The following is a 14,886-nucleotide window of genomic DNA, read 5'->3' as shown; positions in this document are numbered from 1 at the left end:
TCGGATAGTTTAATTCCCTGTCTATTCGCGTTATGATGAGCGCTTGATAAATAATACTTTTGTTAAATGCAATCAAAAGGATAATAAACTTTAATAACTTCAATAATGAGTTATTAGCTTCCAGGTGAATGATTGCAATATTTCAGGTATTTCTGAGACACATAATACCCGGAATTTCATTAGGTTTGTCGCGGAGAAAATATGTCATTTAGTCGGCGCCAATTTATTCAGGCATCAGGCTTGGCAATGTGTATCGGAGCCGCTCCTTTTGTAGTTGGGGCCAGCAAAAATCAGCAAACTGCCTTGCCGATTCCCCCTTTATTGGAATCCCGTGGTGGGCAGCCGCTATTTCTGACTTTACAAAAAGCGCACTGGACTTTTGGTGGACAATATAAAACCAGTGTGTGGGGGATTAATGGTCAATATCTTGGTCCGACGGTACGGGTTCATAAAAACGATGATGTCAAACTGATATACAGTAATCGGTTGGCGGAGCCAGTTTCAATGACCGTCAGCGGATTGCAATTACCGGGAACGCTGACCGGCGGGGTTGCCCGTCAAATTGCTCCAGGGGCTGATTGGTCGCCGGTGTTGCCTATTCGTCAGCAGGCGGCGACGTGCTGGTATCACGCCAATACCCCTGACCGGATGGCACCCCATGTTTATAACGGTTTGGCTGGTATGTGGCTGGTGGAAGATGAAACCAGCCGTAATTTGCCGTTGCCAAAACATTATGGTGTGAATGACTTCCCGGTTATTTTGCAGGACAAACGGCTGGATAATTTTGGTGTTCCTGAGTATCAACCCGTCGCGGGTGGTGGGTTTATCGGTAATATATTGCTGGTGAATGGCGTACAGAATCCTTTTGTTGAGGTATCTCGTGGTTGGATCCGTCTGCGTTTACTGAATGCATCCAATGCCCGCCGATATCAGCTACAGATCAGTGATGGCCGTCCTTTCTATATGATAGGCACCGATTTGGGGTTGTTACCTGCGCCGGTCGCTGTTCCGCAACTGTCCCTTGCGCCAGGTGAACGGCGTGAAGTATTGATTGATATGTCAGAGGGGGATGAAGTTTCTGTTACCGCGGGTGAATCAGCCGGCATACTTGACAGGCTGCGTGGGTTGTTTGAATCGTCTACTATGCTGATTTCCAGCACTGTTCTGACCATTAAACCGACAGGTTTGTTATCTTTAGTGACAGATGCTTTGCCATCCCGTCTGGTCGATGATGTTATGCCGGTTTCTAACGTCATCCGTAACCGGGAAATTTATCTTGATGGTAATACGCCAGGAATTAACGGCATGTTGTGGGATATGAACCGGGTAGATATTACCAGCCAGCAGGGAACATGGGAGCGTTGGATCGTAAATGCAACCTTCCCACAGCCGTTCCATATTGGCGGTGTGCAGTTTAAAGTGATTAATCACAATGGTGAGACGCCTCAGCCACAGGATTATGGTTGGAAAGATACTGTCTGGGTTGATGGACGCGTGGAATTACTGGTTTATATGAACCAACCATCTTATAAACACTTCCCATTTCTGTATTACAGCCAGATCTTGGAAATGGCCGATCGCGGCTCTATTGGACAATTAGTGACCATACCTGCCAGTTAATAAGTGAAAACCGAGGTTGGTGATAATGGTTGGGTAAAACCGAAGCGCGGTATTGATACCGCGCATGTTCTCACCCTTTTACCCATTATCACCATATGAATTCAGTACTAATTATCAAAATCAATATAATCAAGCAAATGGCTGAACTCACTGAAATCAACGAATGTCTCAGGGCTTGGTCCCAGACGTTTACCGATATCCAGTGCGGTCATCGCGGTCAGATCTTCTTTGTCCAATTTGAAGTCGAACACGTCAAAATTCTCTTTGATTCTTGATAACGTGCTTGATTTTGGGATCACAATCATACCGTTATCAATATGCCAGCGGAGAACTATCTGAGCCGGTGTTTTGCTGTACTTTTGTGCCAGATGTTGAACCAATTGATTATCGAATACACCTTCACCACCTTGTGCCAGCGGACTCCAGGATTCGGTAACGATATTGTGAGTGGCATTCCAGGCATGAAGCTGGCGTTGTTGCAGTAGTGGGTGTAATTCAATCTGATTAATCACGGGATGAACGCCAGTTTCATTGATCAGCCGTTGGAGGTGCTCGGTATGGAAGTTAGAAACTCCGATACTGCGGATAAGCCCTTCTTTCTGTAATTCAATAAATTGCTGCCAGGCTTCTACATATTGATCCTGCGGTGGTGCAGGCCAGTGCATGAGATAAAGATCAATATAATCCAGTTGCAACTTTTCCAGACTTTCTGTCAAAGCGGCGCGAACATCACGATGCCGGTCATTCCACAATTTGGTTGTGACAAAGATATCTTCACGCGGGATATCTGTTTCTTGTAGCGCTTTGCCTACTCCTTTCTCATTATTGTAAATCGCGGCGGTGTCAATTGCCCGATAACCGATATCCAGAGCAGTATGGATTGCTGCCGCTATCTGTTGATTATCTGCGGCCCATGACCCAAGCCCCAATTGGGGCATCTGGTTGCCGTCAGCAAGTCTGATGATTGGTTGATTGTCCATGACTACCTCCTAAAAGATAGATTTAAAATATCAGCTAAAATGAATAATGCAGCCTCATAACAGGGTGGTTGATATTAAGTTGATGTTAAAGGTAATTGAAGAAAGTAATACGACGGGCGTGATCTAAGCCATGTATTTTGACTAAGATATGGCTCAATACATGAATTGATCGGTTTTATGGAGCGGCGACACCAGGAATATCACCCATTGACTGGGCCGCAGTTCACATAATATTGACGCATTAAGTTAAGAATAAAAATCCTGTTGCAGCTTGTAAACCATAATGACTTTTATTTACGTTTTACCGCAGTGATTTTCCTGTGGTGCCAGTACATCAGCAGAGAGGCAATTAAACCACTTAACAGCAGCACAATGGGTAGAATGATCAAAATGTTTATCACCAGATCCTGATGATTCTTAACAAACGGGATCTGATTGAGGAGATAACCAAAACCGACCATGATGACCACCCATAGTAAGCCACTCAGCCAGTTGAAAATTTGGAAACGCTTACTGTTGAGCCCGGATATACCTGCCAGTGTTGGTAACAGAGTACGGACAAAAGCCAGAAAACGGCCAACCAGCAAAGCGGGCAGGCCATGCTTGAAAAACAGCATATTGGCCCGTTGGCGGTACTGAATAGGAAGGTGTGCCAACCAACCTTTAACCCGTTTAGTATCACCGAGCCATCTTCCTTGAAGATAGCCGAGCCAGCAACCGATACTTGCTGCGGCTGTCAGAATGAAAACGGTTGGGATAAAACTCATTACCCCTTTGGCAATCAACGCACCGGCGAGGATTAATAGCGTATCACCGGGCAGAAAAGCGGCGGGTAATAAACCATTTTCCAGAACCAGTGTTACAAACAGAATGCCATAAATAATCCAGAGAACATCGGGGTTGGCAAGTTTGGAAAAATCATGCTGCCATAATGCTTGCATGATCTCGTTTAGCACTTCCATTGTTTATCCTGTGACTGTTATAAGTGAATTTATTGCAATTGCATTATAAAAGTCAGTTTACCGTAAAATTTCAAGCATAGCTTGATTTGATCCCTTACTGGGGAAAACTTATGGTTGGTGTTCATCAATAAAGGTAGATAAGTGTGGTGAATCGATCGATTCTTTTAAAAGTGAATTCCAGTCATCTGGTGGGCGTCCAGCGTTAAGCATTTCACCAAATACTTTGCAAGCGTCATGTTGATCACCATACACTCTTTTTGTTCTCTCATCATTCACCCAACTGAAGATAATCATTTTACTTTCGGTGTGAAAACGGAAAAAGAGTCGATATTGTTGGATGAATTTTGCTCTGAGCCAGTGTTTTCTTTTGCCACCTAATGTATGACTCAAACGAAAGGCTATATTAGTTGGGTCACTGGGAATAATTTCAGTAATGAATTTTATGATTGCAGCCAAACGTTTTGTATCATTTTTTTTCAGATAGTTATTTGGATATTTCTGTTGAAGTTGTTCGACTTTATCTATTATTTGTTTCAATTGTTCTATAAAACCCGGATGGGTAAAAAGAGCCCATCCGTTTATTACACATACTCGATCGTACATAATCATTTACTCATCGTCAGCAGATAGTGGGTTATTTAGAACTATGTCTATTCCTGCGGTAAGTGACTTTGCCTGGTTGATGAGCTGTTCACTTAATTGTTGTATTTGTTCAGGATTTTCCTTAATGTATTTATCAGCGACGTTATCCTTCGCTTATTTTACATTTACCTGTCCTGTCATAACCATTTAAAAGCACGAAAACAGATGTATTAAAGCTTTTATATAAAAGACGGATTTAACTATAAGTGCAATTTTTTAAATTACATTAACCATTAATAGAAAACTTAAAATAAATCAGCGAGAAAAAGAATATTATTCGAAAAAACATAACGGGGTATCTTTATACCACCAAGCTATTTACGGATTGATTTATGAAGATAAAAGACTTATAAAAACTGTTCATAATTGCCAGTAAAACAACGCCAGTAAAGATAAAAAACGAATATGATTAACATTGGTTAAACGTAAAACATGAATCATACCCGGTTTTTATTGTTATAAATCAGCCAGTAAATAGTCTGATGATATAAAAATATCTCTTTATGTTTTTTCGGATAATCTCGTTTTTTTCAGGGCTTAAATACGGAAAAATTAACCGTTTTATCTACTTTTTATGGCTTACTTTGTAAAATAACGGCAAGAAAACGCTTTAATACTCATTTATTGATTTAAATCTACTGGTTAAATAAAGTTTTTAATGATTTTTAATGATTTTTAATCTTTTTAAAATGTTTTCATGTTTTTTTACGGCTAATTTTTTAATGCGATTGATCCTGTTAAATTTTTTAATATAATATCATGTTTTTGTTATTGGATTAACGTTGTCATTTTTCGCCTTATTAATCAATTTAAAACCTGTTTTTCCTGATGTTTTTTCTTTCAATGCCAGCAGAACATCGAATCTTTTACCCGCTTTAAAAAAACTTAATCACTGCTTTTTACTTTTAATAATTAAAGTTTTCACCTGTTTTTTCATGATGTGCTTGTTCTTTTTTTCCAGATTTTAAAACCACATTGACAACCGAAAAACAGCTTTTCTTAACCGCTGTTTTATCACATTTAGATAAAGCGTGTGAAATACCGTTTAAATAAGGTTCAGTGACTTAAACATTATTTAAATCTCAGTCATTAACGGTAGTAATCCTAAATTCACTAACTGAATTTCAATATCATTGGCTTTATCAATATCGTCCTGATTTTCACCGTCAAAAATGCCTTTTTTAGTGATAATTAATGTACCCAATGGTTCTTTATCATTAGAAACAGGCAAGATTTCTTTTGCCATTGGTAACAATGAGGGTTCTATGACCGTGGGTAAATAAATCATCCACCCTACACTTAACCTGTCGGGGAAGACCTGGTTTCGCTTCAAGGTATAACCGTTAGTTTCTACTATAATATAAGGGGCATTACGGCTGAAAACCAAAAAGGTGATAAAATCAATCAACCGTGAAAATTGAAACTCTTTTTCGTCAATGTTGAGATTTATTGTTACCTTGGTTTTCCCTAGTTTGTCACTACGGTAATTTTCATAAAATAGGGAACAAGCAAGATCATCAACTTCACCATCCCAGATTTTTTTTCCTATAAAAGGAAAATTTTTTTTATAACTTTTTTCAAATTCCTGGACCGCTTTTTCTGTCGGGTGTTGTTTTTCAAAAACAGGATGCTCCAATGCTTCCTTACGGGTATGTCCAGTTAAATACCAGGTTTTATGACAGCCAAAAAAGTGATCGATTTGTTGAGTAATTCGATATAAATCAGTCAGTATTACTTGTGGAGTCAAAGGTTTTTTCAGGTCAAAATACAGTTTTATTTTTGTTGATAAAATAGCCATGAATTGCCTCACACTATCCGAGTAAAGGGGTATGAAATACTTTAATATTGTGGAATTCAGAAAATTCCTGTGAATAATAAGTAGCGCTCACAGGCTCCATAAAATGCCAGTGAGTGCGTGGAATACCGTTTAATGAGACACACACGTCTTGTTGTCGCCTTCCTTGATCTTTTATGGGTTCATCCCCCGTCCACCATCCCATTGGTTCTCCCTTCCTAAAAAACTGATCATATTTAGCCTTAGATTCCAGAAACAGGCAGGCTTTTGGTCGCCAGCCATCAAAACTGACACCCAGACATTCCCATACTTGTATGAGTTTTGCGTCTGGTTTGTAAACGGTTTTGGCGATCTGGAGTTGATAATCAAGGGTAACCTGCGAATATGAGCGGGTACTTTCCCAGCCAGGATTCACTTTTTCAATATAAGCATCGTCCTCTGCATCAATAAATTTATTGAACTGTTCCTGAGTGAGTTTAATCATGACGTAGCTCTTTAACCATAAGCTGTTATTACTTATATTGGGTCTTTGCTCTGTATGCAATTTGTGCCAAACGATCACGCGAGAAGCAATAATGCTGTTTTTTAATCAATTAAGGCAATAAAATCATTCGATATTGAGTAGAAACAATAAAGTTTGGCTTCAAGAAAGATGAAGTTTGTGCATGTACCTGTGTTTAAGCAGTGCTGAGGTTAATGAGAGAAGTTTTTTAGTTGAAGTGTGGGAGAAAATACCTTTATTGCGTGCAGATTATTTGTAGCGAATTTAAGGTTCGGGTATACTGCTTTCCCGTCCTGGTTGTATCCATCATCTTTAAACCTAAACTTTCAGGTTCAGCATGAAAACTAATTATATTTTTGTGACCGGCGGGGTCGTATCCTCTCTGGGTAAAGGCATTGCCGCAGCCTCTTTGGCCGCTATACTTGAAGCCCGTGGACTCAATGTCACTATTATGAAACTGGATCCGTACATCAACGTCGATCCGGGGACGATGAGCCCAATCCAGCATGGGGAAGTTTTCGTTACCGAAGACGGCGCTGAAACTGATCTCGATTTAGGTCACTATGAGCGTTTCATCCGCACTAAAATGACCCGCCGTAATAATTTCACCACTGGCCGGGTTTATTCCGAAGTTTTGCGTAAAGAGCGTCGTGGCGACTATCTAGGCGCGACCGTTCAGGTTATTCCTCACATCACCAATGAAATCAAAGATCGCATCATCAGCGGTGGTGAAGGTCATGATGTGGTGTTGGTAGAAGTCGGCGGTACCGTCGGCGATATTGAATCTCTACCATTCCTTGAAGCGATTCGTCAAATGGCTGTAGAAGTTGGCCGTGAACACACTCTATATCTGCACCTGACGCTTGTTCCTTATCTGGCTGCGGCTGGGGAAGTCAAAACCAAGCCAACCCAACATTCTGTAAAAGAGTTGCTTTCTATTGGTATTCAGCCGGATATCCTGATTTGTCGTTCAGATCGCGTTATTCCTGCTAATGAACGGGCAAAAATTGCCCTTTTCTGTAATGTGCCGGAGAAAGCGGTTATCTCCCTGAAAGACGTTGATTCCATTTATAAAATCCCAGGGCTATTGAAATCTCAGGGTTTAGATGATTATATTTGTAAACGATTCAGCCTTGATTGCCCGGAAGCAAATTTGTCCGAATGGGAACAGGTCATTTACGAAGAAGCGAATCCTGCCGGTGAAGTGACTATCGGCATGGTGGGTAAGTATATTGAATTGCCTGATGCGTACAAATCTGTGATTGAAGCGTTGAAGCACGGTGGATTGAAAAATCGTCTGACGGTTAATATCAAGCTGGTTGATTCTCAGGATGTTGAAACCCGTGGCGTTGAATTACTCAAGGGGCTGGATGCGATTCTGGTGCCTGGTGGTTTCGGTGGTCGTGGTGTGGAAGGCAAAATCATGACAGCCCGCTATGCCCGCGAGAATAAAATCCCTTATCTGGGGATCTGTCTCGGTATGCAAGTGGCATTGATTGAGTTCTCACGTCATGTTGCGGGTTTGGAAAAAGCCAGCTCAACAGAATTCGAACCTGATTGCCGGTTCCCGGTTGTCGGCCTGATCACCGAATGGCGTGATGAGGAAGGTAATTTAGAAGTGCGTAGCGAAGAGAGTGATCTCGGTGGAACGATGCGTGTAGGTGGTCAGCCATGCCACCTGACAAAAGACAGTCTGGTTCATACTTTGTATGGGGCAGATACCATTGTTGAGCGCCATCGGCATCGTTATGAAGTTAATAATTTGCTGTTGAAACGTATTGAAAATGCCGGCCTGCGGGTAGCTGGTCGTTCAGTAGACAATAAATTAGTGGAAATTATTGAGATCCCAGACCATCCTTGGTTTGTAGCTTGTCAGTTCCACCCAGAATTTACTTCCACTCCTCGTGATGGTCATCCGCTGTTTGCCGGTTTTGTTAAAGCAGCCGGTAAATACCAGAAAGGCCAGCTCAAATAAGATGTGCAGTAAGTGGCGGTATAGGTGTTCCGTCACTTACCTGAAATGTAACTTGTACTGAGGAAAACCTAATGTCCAAAATCGTTAAAGTGATCGGTCGTGAAATCATTGATTCTCGTGGTAACCCAACCGTAGAAGCAGAAGTGCATCTGGAAGGGGGCTTTGTTGGTTTAGCGGCTGCGCCATCTGGCGCATCTACCGGCTCCCGCGAAGCGTTGGAACTGCGTGACGGTGACAAATCCCGTTTTATGGGTAAAGGTGTACTGAAAGCTGTTGATGCAGTAAATGGATCCATTGCCCAGGCAGTTATCGGTCAGGATGCTAAAGATCAGGCTAACATCGACAGAATCATGATCACCCTGGATGGTACTGAAAACAAATCTAAATTCGGTGCTAACGCGATTCTGGCGGTTTCTTTGGCTAATGCTAAAGCAGCGGCAGCGGCGAAAGGTATGCCGTTGTACGAGCACATTGCTGAACTAAATGGTACTCCAGGTAAATTCTCTATGCCGTTGCCAATGATGAACATCATCAATGGTGGTGAGCACGCGGATAACAATGTTGATATCCAGGAATTTATGATTCAGCCGATTGGCGCAAAAACGCTGAAAGAAGCAGTTCGTATCGGTTCTGAAGTGTTCCACAACCTGGCTAAAGTTCTGAAAGCGAAAGGGATGAGCACTGCCGTTGGTGACGAAGGGGGTTATGCACCTAACCTAGAATCTAACGCTGCCGCGCTGGCCGCGATCAAAGAAGCGGTAGAGCAGGCAGGTTATGTTTTGGGCAGAGATGTCACTTTGGCGATGGATTGCGCCGCTTCTGAATTCTACAACTCAGAAACAGGTAACTATGAACTGAAAGGTGAAGGTAAAACTTTCACTTCTCAGGAATTCACTCATTACCTGGAAGATTTGACCAGAAAATACCCAATCGTATCTATCGAAGATGGCTTGAATGAATCTGACTGGGACGGTTTTGCTTACCAAACTAAAGTGTTGGGTGAGAAAATTCAGTTGGTTGGTGACGATCTGTTCGTGACCAATACTAAAATCCTGAAAGAAGGTATTGAGAAAGGCATTGCTAACTCTATTCTGATTAAATTCAACCAGATTGGTTCTCTCACTGAAACGCTGGCCGCGATCAAAATGGCAAAAGAGGCGGGTTACACCGCCGTCATCTCTCATCGTTCCGGTGAAACTGAAGATGCGACCATTGCTGATCTGGCAGTAGGTACAGCAGCAGGTCAGATCAAAACGGGTTCTATGAGCCGTTCTGATCGGGTTGCTAAATATAACCAACTGATCCGTATCGAAGAAGCTTTGGGTAATCGCGCTCCTTTCTATGGTCTAAAAGAAGTAAAAGGCCAAGCTTAATCGGTAATCAAAGCTAAAAATGATTGATATTAACAGGAGGGGTAAAACTCTCCTGTTTTTTTATGTCTGCAAGCTTGCATAAAATGCAGTGACCGCCTATACCTAAAAAGACGTAATAGTGTGATGTAAAAACAAAAAAATTGTATAAAATACCATCTGTTATGATTTTATTAGTCAATTCCAACGTTTTAGATCCCAAAATGCAAAGAACTGCGTTTTCTTCCTAGAAAAGACTCCTTATATTCACACGCCTTGTATTTTTTTAACAATTGTAGCAATGGTGGATAAGATATCACCGGCGCTAATGGAGTCACCATGGATGCTTCTGAATCTTTAACCCCAGCCATTAGGTCAAATTTCTCAAATAAAAAAGGCTTAATCATTCTGGCTGCTGATATTGTATTGCTGTTTATTCTGCTCAATGTCTTGCCGTTTGATGAAAAAGCTAATGCGGGTTTGGCACTGATGGTATTTGTTGGCGTGCTATGGCTTACCGAAGCTATCCACGTCACTATTACTGCGTTATGTATTCCGCTTCTGGCGGTTGGCATGGGATTGATGAATACGGGAGACGCGTTGAAATCTTTTGCCAATCCTATCATCTTCCTGTTTTTTGGTGGTTTTGCACTGGCAACGGCACTGCACATACAAGGATTGGATCGACTGATTGCTAACCGTCTGCTGATGATTGCCCGTGGACGTTTGTCTGTCGCAGTGATGTTGCTGTTTGGTGTGACTGCCGGTCTTTCTATGTGGATCAGCAACACAGCGACCGCCGCGATGATGCTGCCATTAGTATTAGGTATTTTGTCTAATCTGGATGTACGCACTGAGCGTCACACTTTTGTCTTTGTATTATTGGGTGTGGCTTACAGTGCAAGTATTGGTGGTTTAGGCACGCTGGTTGGTAGCCCGCCGAATGCGATTGCGGCAGCTCAACTGGGTATCGATTTTTTCAGTTGGATGAAGTTTGGTATTCCACTGGTTGTTATTTTGATGCCAATGATGATCGGCTTAATGTATCTGATGCTACGTCCGAATTTGGATCATAAATTCGACATGAAGCTGGAAGAACTTGATTGGACAGGTAAACGTCTGATTACCATGCTGATTTTTCTGTTAGCTGTGTTTTGCTGGATCTTTAGCTCGGTGATCGGTTCTGCTCTGGGGGGCGTGAAAGATCTGGATACCATTATTGCAATCGGTGCGGCTATTTTGATTGGTATAACCGGTGTAGCGAGTTGGTCCCAAATTCAGAATAGCACCGAATGGGGTGTATTGATGTTGTTCGGTGGGGGCCTGACGTTAAGTGCCATTCTGAAAAACTCAGGTGCCAGTGAGATTATGGCAAACGGTATGGCCGCTACTTTCGGTGCCAGCCACTGGTTTGTGATTATTATTGCGGTGGCGGCGTTTATCATTTTCTTGACTGAATTCACCAGTAATACCGCAAGTGCCGCTCTGCTGGTACCGGTATTTGCAACGGTTGCGGAAGCGTTGGGTATGCCGGTAGTGACTTTGACACTAATTATCGGTTTCGGGGCATCCTGTGCTTTTATGCTACCGGTTGCAACACCACCTAATGCCATTGTTTTCGGCTCCGGTTATATCAAACAGGCTGAAATGGTAAGAGTGGGTATAGTGCTGAATATTGCCTGTGTCGCGATCATCTCGCTGTTTGCCTGGTTTTTCTGGCTGTAACTGAAAATTTAATCGATGCCCTTTGAGCGCTACAATGTATAACGACCCTGCCTGATGTTCCGGCCGGGAGATAAAGCCAGAGGGTAAAGAATTCATACCAAAGAGTTTGCTGAATTTTTGGAACGAGTCAGCCAGAAATCTAATATTGTTAATGTAAGACCGATAACCAATCCTACCGATAATACAACCATTGCAGCGTGTGGGCCTGCTGTGGCTAGTCCTGTCATGGCTAATGGCACTAAACTCAAAATGCTCAGATTATTGAACGTTTCTGCAAAGGCCAAAACCATACCTTTATTAGCACTTGCTCTTGTCACCAAAACCACTGTACTTGAAGGTGCTCCAGCACCAAGTGCGATTCCCCAAAATATCAAACATTCCAATGAACCGAAGAGTGTAATTGGAACGAGCATGAAAACTGAGATCACACTAGTTAGTAGCAGACTGATAACGACTAAAGTCGCTTCTTCTCGACCACAAAGCTTGCGAAGCCCACCAACTGAGATATTCCCTATCCCCAGACCGACGCCAAAGGCTATCACGGTCAAGCCGATTTCGGTTGGACCAAATCCGTACCGTTGACGCAAAACTTCTCCCGACAGAAGAAAAGCAGAGACACCGGCACCATTCCAGGCCCCTTTTGCAATGAGTGGTCTGATAATTGACCATTGCCGAAACCAGACTAATTGCCGCCCTACAGGCTTTTTTGATGCTGTTTGTGTCGGAAAACAGTAAAACCCGGCGACAAATGTGATGATGCAGCCAAGTGAGCTAAATAAAAAGGGGGCTTGCCAATTGATGAGATCCGTGAGTATTCCGGCTAAAGCTGGACCAAATGCAATACCGAAAGTCATACCAATCATTACGCTGCCCATAGCGCCCGCTTGATGATTATAAGGAATGATATCGGAGATCAAGGCAAATACTGTGGGTATGATTACCGCTGATGCTATACCGCCAAAAATCCGTAGTACGATCGCGATCTCAAGGGTAGGCGCAAGAATGATAGCGAGGCCATCTGCGGCGAAAAACAACAAAGCGCTCAGAAGTAATCCGCTTCTGTTAATACGATCTGAAAAATATCCAAATATAGGTGCTGCCAGAGCGTAGGAAAATGCATAGCTGGATACCAGCCAGGAGGCACCGACCGCAGTTGTCCCGAAGGCTACTGCGAGAGGGGTAAGCATGGACGATAACATGAATTCGGTCGTGCCGACGAAGAATACGGTGACTGAAAGGATAAATAAAAACGTATAGTTTGTATTCTGTCTTAACGTTGGTGGATGTTGTGTTTTATTTTTCATAAATTCAATTTTACTCCGTATGGATATAAGGTTTATTTCATCTATTTCTTGCGATAAAGCCTGATGGACCGGTGACAGAGAAAAGCTGTTGTGAAATACGCAGAAGGGAGGAAATACCAAGCCAAATTAGAAAGGATAAAGGAGTGATAGTGAAAGTATTAGGTACTACAAGAGCGGTTGGGAAAAAGGAGGGTATAAGATTGTTAGCAATATACCGGGCAAAGAAAGCTTGCACTTATTAGTCGAATCCGCCTGAGATTAGTATTTGATGCTCTCTATCTGATTACATGAGGATTAAGTGAATTTGGCACACCTGACGTCCATAGAGAGCAGGTTTGTTCTTTAAGCTGAATTAATAAAGCCCTTGAGTATGTTGTTCATACGTATTCTGAAGAGTTTTATTTACAGGGTCCCGTAAACCCTTATCTTTGATAAGGTGGGGAGCAGTCACAAAATCTTCAAAACTTGTTTCAAGGGCCAGACCTTTATCATGTTTGTATTTTTTATTTTGGCCATGCTCATTCATATCTATTATTTATATTATTACTCCTCAGATTGATTATGTGTAAAATATCTACAAATTACCATCACTATCATCGAATGTCCGACCCGTTTCCTGAACAGCAAATTCTTCGAAGGATTGAACTCTGATTGGACCTTGGGGAGAGTGTTTGTAGATATGACTGGTCAGATTGTTGTCTAAAAGCATCACATATGACATCCTGTCGCGCTGTCCATTTCGTTCTGTGCGAACAACACCATGCACATTGGCCCGAACATTCCTCGTTAAATTTTCTGTCAGCACTTCCATCGAACTACCAAAGTTAATTATTAGGTAGCCTGGAGCCGGATCGATAGCCAAAAGCTCATTATCTATATAGGCCAAAAGGCCGCGTTCGGTTGTTCTTAGGACTGTCACCCATCCTAAATCGCGATGAAACTTAGAACCTCTGGTTGCTTTCTCTGAACGGTAGTGATTAAACCCGAACATCTGGTGCCCTAGGCCTTCTGAAAGGCCATCAGTGACTAATTCCCAGTCCCTGCGAGGAATACCAACATGGTTTAACACTGATCGTAGTATACATATACCTACGTATGCCATGTGGCGGCCTAGTGTAGCGACCTCAGATGGAATAAGGTCCCAGTGTTTTCGTTCGACGAAGAAACTTTCCCATTGATCATGTTTTCTGTCGTAATAACCTTCGTAATCGGTAGAAAGAGTGCATGATTTAAATCCCGTATAGGGTCGAAGATCACCTTCTGTGACGGGTTCAAAGAAGTGGTGTGCAAATCGATCTCCATGTTCAAAATTTATATAGGATGGCGCTTTCAGGAGGAAAAAACCATACCGGAGGGCCCGGTCAAATCCGTCACTGTCAGCGAAAATAAGATTATCACCTTCCAGATGGGCTCGTGCCATATTTGCTGATTTATACATTTTTAAGGCTACGCTTTCGGATAGTATTGATGGTAGTTTCACCGGAGTTCGCGTTGTTGGTGAGGTTTTCATAGTCATGGTCCTTGGTATGGAGAAAGAACTTTTGTTTTATCCGTGAATATTCTCGATTTTTGGATGAAATTCATAATCAATTTCATCAGCTTTCCTTTTCCCTTCTGAAAATCGAGAAATGATTCTATAGATGTAAGAACGCCATCGTTATCGTATTGATAAATATCTTTGGCTATTATAATAGGAGCCAAAAGTAGATTTATACCTGCTCTATATTGAGCATTTTTTAGAAAAGGATGACATCGTAATTATCTATTACAGCCACAAACATCAACGAAACCACATTAATTGAATATGGTTAACGTTTTTACTGCATGTAATTAATGTATGGCATAGAAAGAATTAAAATGCAAATGATAAAAATAAAAAACACACAATATATTTTCTTTATGGAAAGCAATTGGAATAAAGCTTTATAAATCATTTGGTTATATGTGTAATTTTTTGTTATTAATTTTTAAATACGATGATTTATAAATGAAATTTCTTTATGATTTTTATTAATTCTATTTTAATTCTCTA

The 14,886-nt window shown here is 41.8% G+C and carries 11 protein-coding genes; 4 read left to right on the top strand and 7 right to left on the bottom strand.

Going from position 1 to position 14,886, the window contains the following annotated elements; all coding sequences use genetic code 11:
* Positions 1 to 201: 201 nt before the first annotated feature.
* The gene (gene ftsP, locus ACGF7G_RS13145) at positions 202 to 1,620 is read left to right on the top strand and encodes a cell division protein FtsP (protein WP_387466044.1); all 1,419 of its coding nucleotides are present in this window, start codon (positions 202 to 204) and stop codon (positions 1,618 to 1,620) included.
* 107 nt (positions 1,621 to 1,727) lie between these two features.
* On the opposite strand, the gene dkgA is transcribed toward ftsP, so the two are convergent.
* From dkgA to ACGF7G_RS13120, 5 genes are all read right to left on the bottom strand, one after another.
* On the bottom strand, positions 1,728 to 2,600 hold the full coding sequence (gene dkgA, locus ACGF7G_RS13140; RefSeq protein ID WP_387466042.1) for a 2,5-didehydrogluconate reductase DkgA: 873 nt from the start codon (positions 2,598 to 2,600) through the stop codon (positions 1,728 to 1,730).
* Between the two features lie 290 nt (positions 2,601 to 2,890).
* Positions 2,891 to 3,562: a DedA family protein gene (locus ACGF7G_RS13135; protein ID WP_387466040.1), complete on the bottom strand. Its 672-nt coding sequence runs from the start codon at positions 3,560 to 3,562 to the stop codon at positions 2,891 to 2,893.
* A gap of 108 nt (positions 3,563 to 3,670) precedes the next feature.
* Entirely contained in the window at positions 3,671 to 4,165 is a 495-nt protein-coding gene (locus ACGF7G_RS13130; RefSeq protein ID WP_387466038.1) for a type II toxin-antitoxin system YhaV family toxin, read from the bottom strand.
* Positions 4,166 to 5,279: 1,114 nt separating this feature from the next.
* Positions 5,280 to 6,002, bottom strand: a complete 723-nt coding sequence (locus ACGF7G_RS13125; RefSeq protein ID WP_387466036.1) for a hypothetical protein — start codon at positions 6,000 to 6,002, stop codon at positions 5,280 to 5,282.
* A 13-nt stretch (positions 6,003 to 6,015) separates the two neighbouring features.
* Complete coding sequence (locus ACGF7G_RS13120; protein WP_387466034.1) at positions 6,016 to 6,483, bottom strand: restriction endonuclease fold toxin 5 domain-containing protein; 468 nt, start codon at positions 6,481 to 6,483, stop codon at positions 6,016 to 6,018.
* Positions 6,484 to 6,838: 355 nt separating this feature from the next.
* On the opposite strand from ACGF7G_RS13120, the gene pyrG reads away from it, so the two are divergent.
* From pyrG to ACGF7G_RS13105, 3 genes are all read left to right on the top strand, one after another.
* Positions 6,839 to 8,476 (top strand): glutamine hydrolyzing CTP synthase, encoded by a 1,638-nt coding sequence (gene pyrG, locus ACGF7G_RS13115; protein WP_387466032.1) that lies wholly within the window; start codon positions 6,839 to 6,841, stop codon positions 8,474 to 8,476.
* Positions 8,477 to 8,547: 71 nt separating this feature from the next.
* Positions 8,548 to 9,849: a phosphopyruvate hydratase gene (gene eno, locus ACGF7G_RS13110; protein ID WP_387466030.1), complete on the top strand. Its 1,302-nt coding sequence runs from the start codon at positions 8,548 to 8,550 to the stop codon at positions 9,847 to 9,849.
* Positions 9,850 to 10,164: 315 nt separating this feature from the next.
* Positions 10,165 to 11,550 carry an SLC13 family permease gene (locus ACGF7G_RS13105; protein ID WP_387466028.1) on the top strand — a complete coding sequence of 462 codons (1,386 nt, stop codon included), beginning with the start codon at positions 10,165 to 10,167 and terminating at the stop codon, positions 11,548 to 11,550.
* A gap of 92 nt (positions 11,551 to 11,642) precedes the next feature.
* Here the strand turns inward: ACGF7G_RS13105 and ACGF7G_RS13100 are convergent, their stop codons facing one another.
* Both ACGF7G_RS13100 and ACGF7G_RS13095 read right to left on the bottom strand, forming a co-directional pair.
* Positions 11,643 to 12,854 (bottom strand): MFS transporter, encoded by a 1,212-nt coding sequence (locus ACGF7G_RS13100; RefSeq protein WP_387466027.1) that lies wholly within the window; start codon positions 12,852 to 12,854, stop codon positions 11,643 to 11,645.
* A 574-nt stretch (positions 12,855 to 13,428) separates the two neighbouring features.
* The gene (locus ACGF7G_RS13095; RefSeq protein ID WP_387466025.1) at positions 13,429 to 14,364 is read right to left on the bottom strand and encodes a 2OG-Fe(II) oxygenase family protein; all 936 of its coding nucleotides are present in this window, start codon (positions 14,362 to 14,364) and stop codon (positions 13,429 to 13,431) included.
* Positions 14,365 to 14,886: the final 522 nt, after the last annotated feature.

Origin of the sequence: Photorhabdus sp. RM323S (assembly GCF_042879375.1) — a bacterium.
GTDB lineage: Bacteria > Pseudomonadota > Gammaproteobacteria > Enterobacterales > Enterobacteriaceae > Photorhabdus > Photorhabdus tasmaniensis.
The sequence above is the reverse complement of the archived record's forward strand: the minus strand, read 5'-3'. Positions and strand labels throughout refer to the sequence as shown.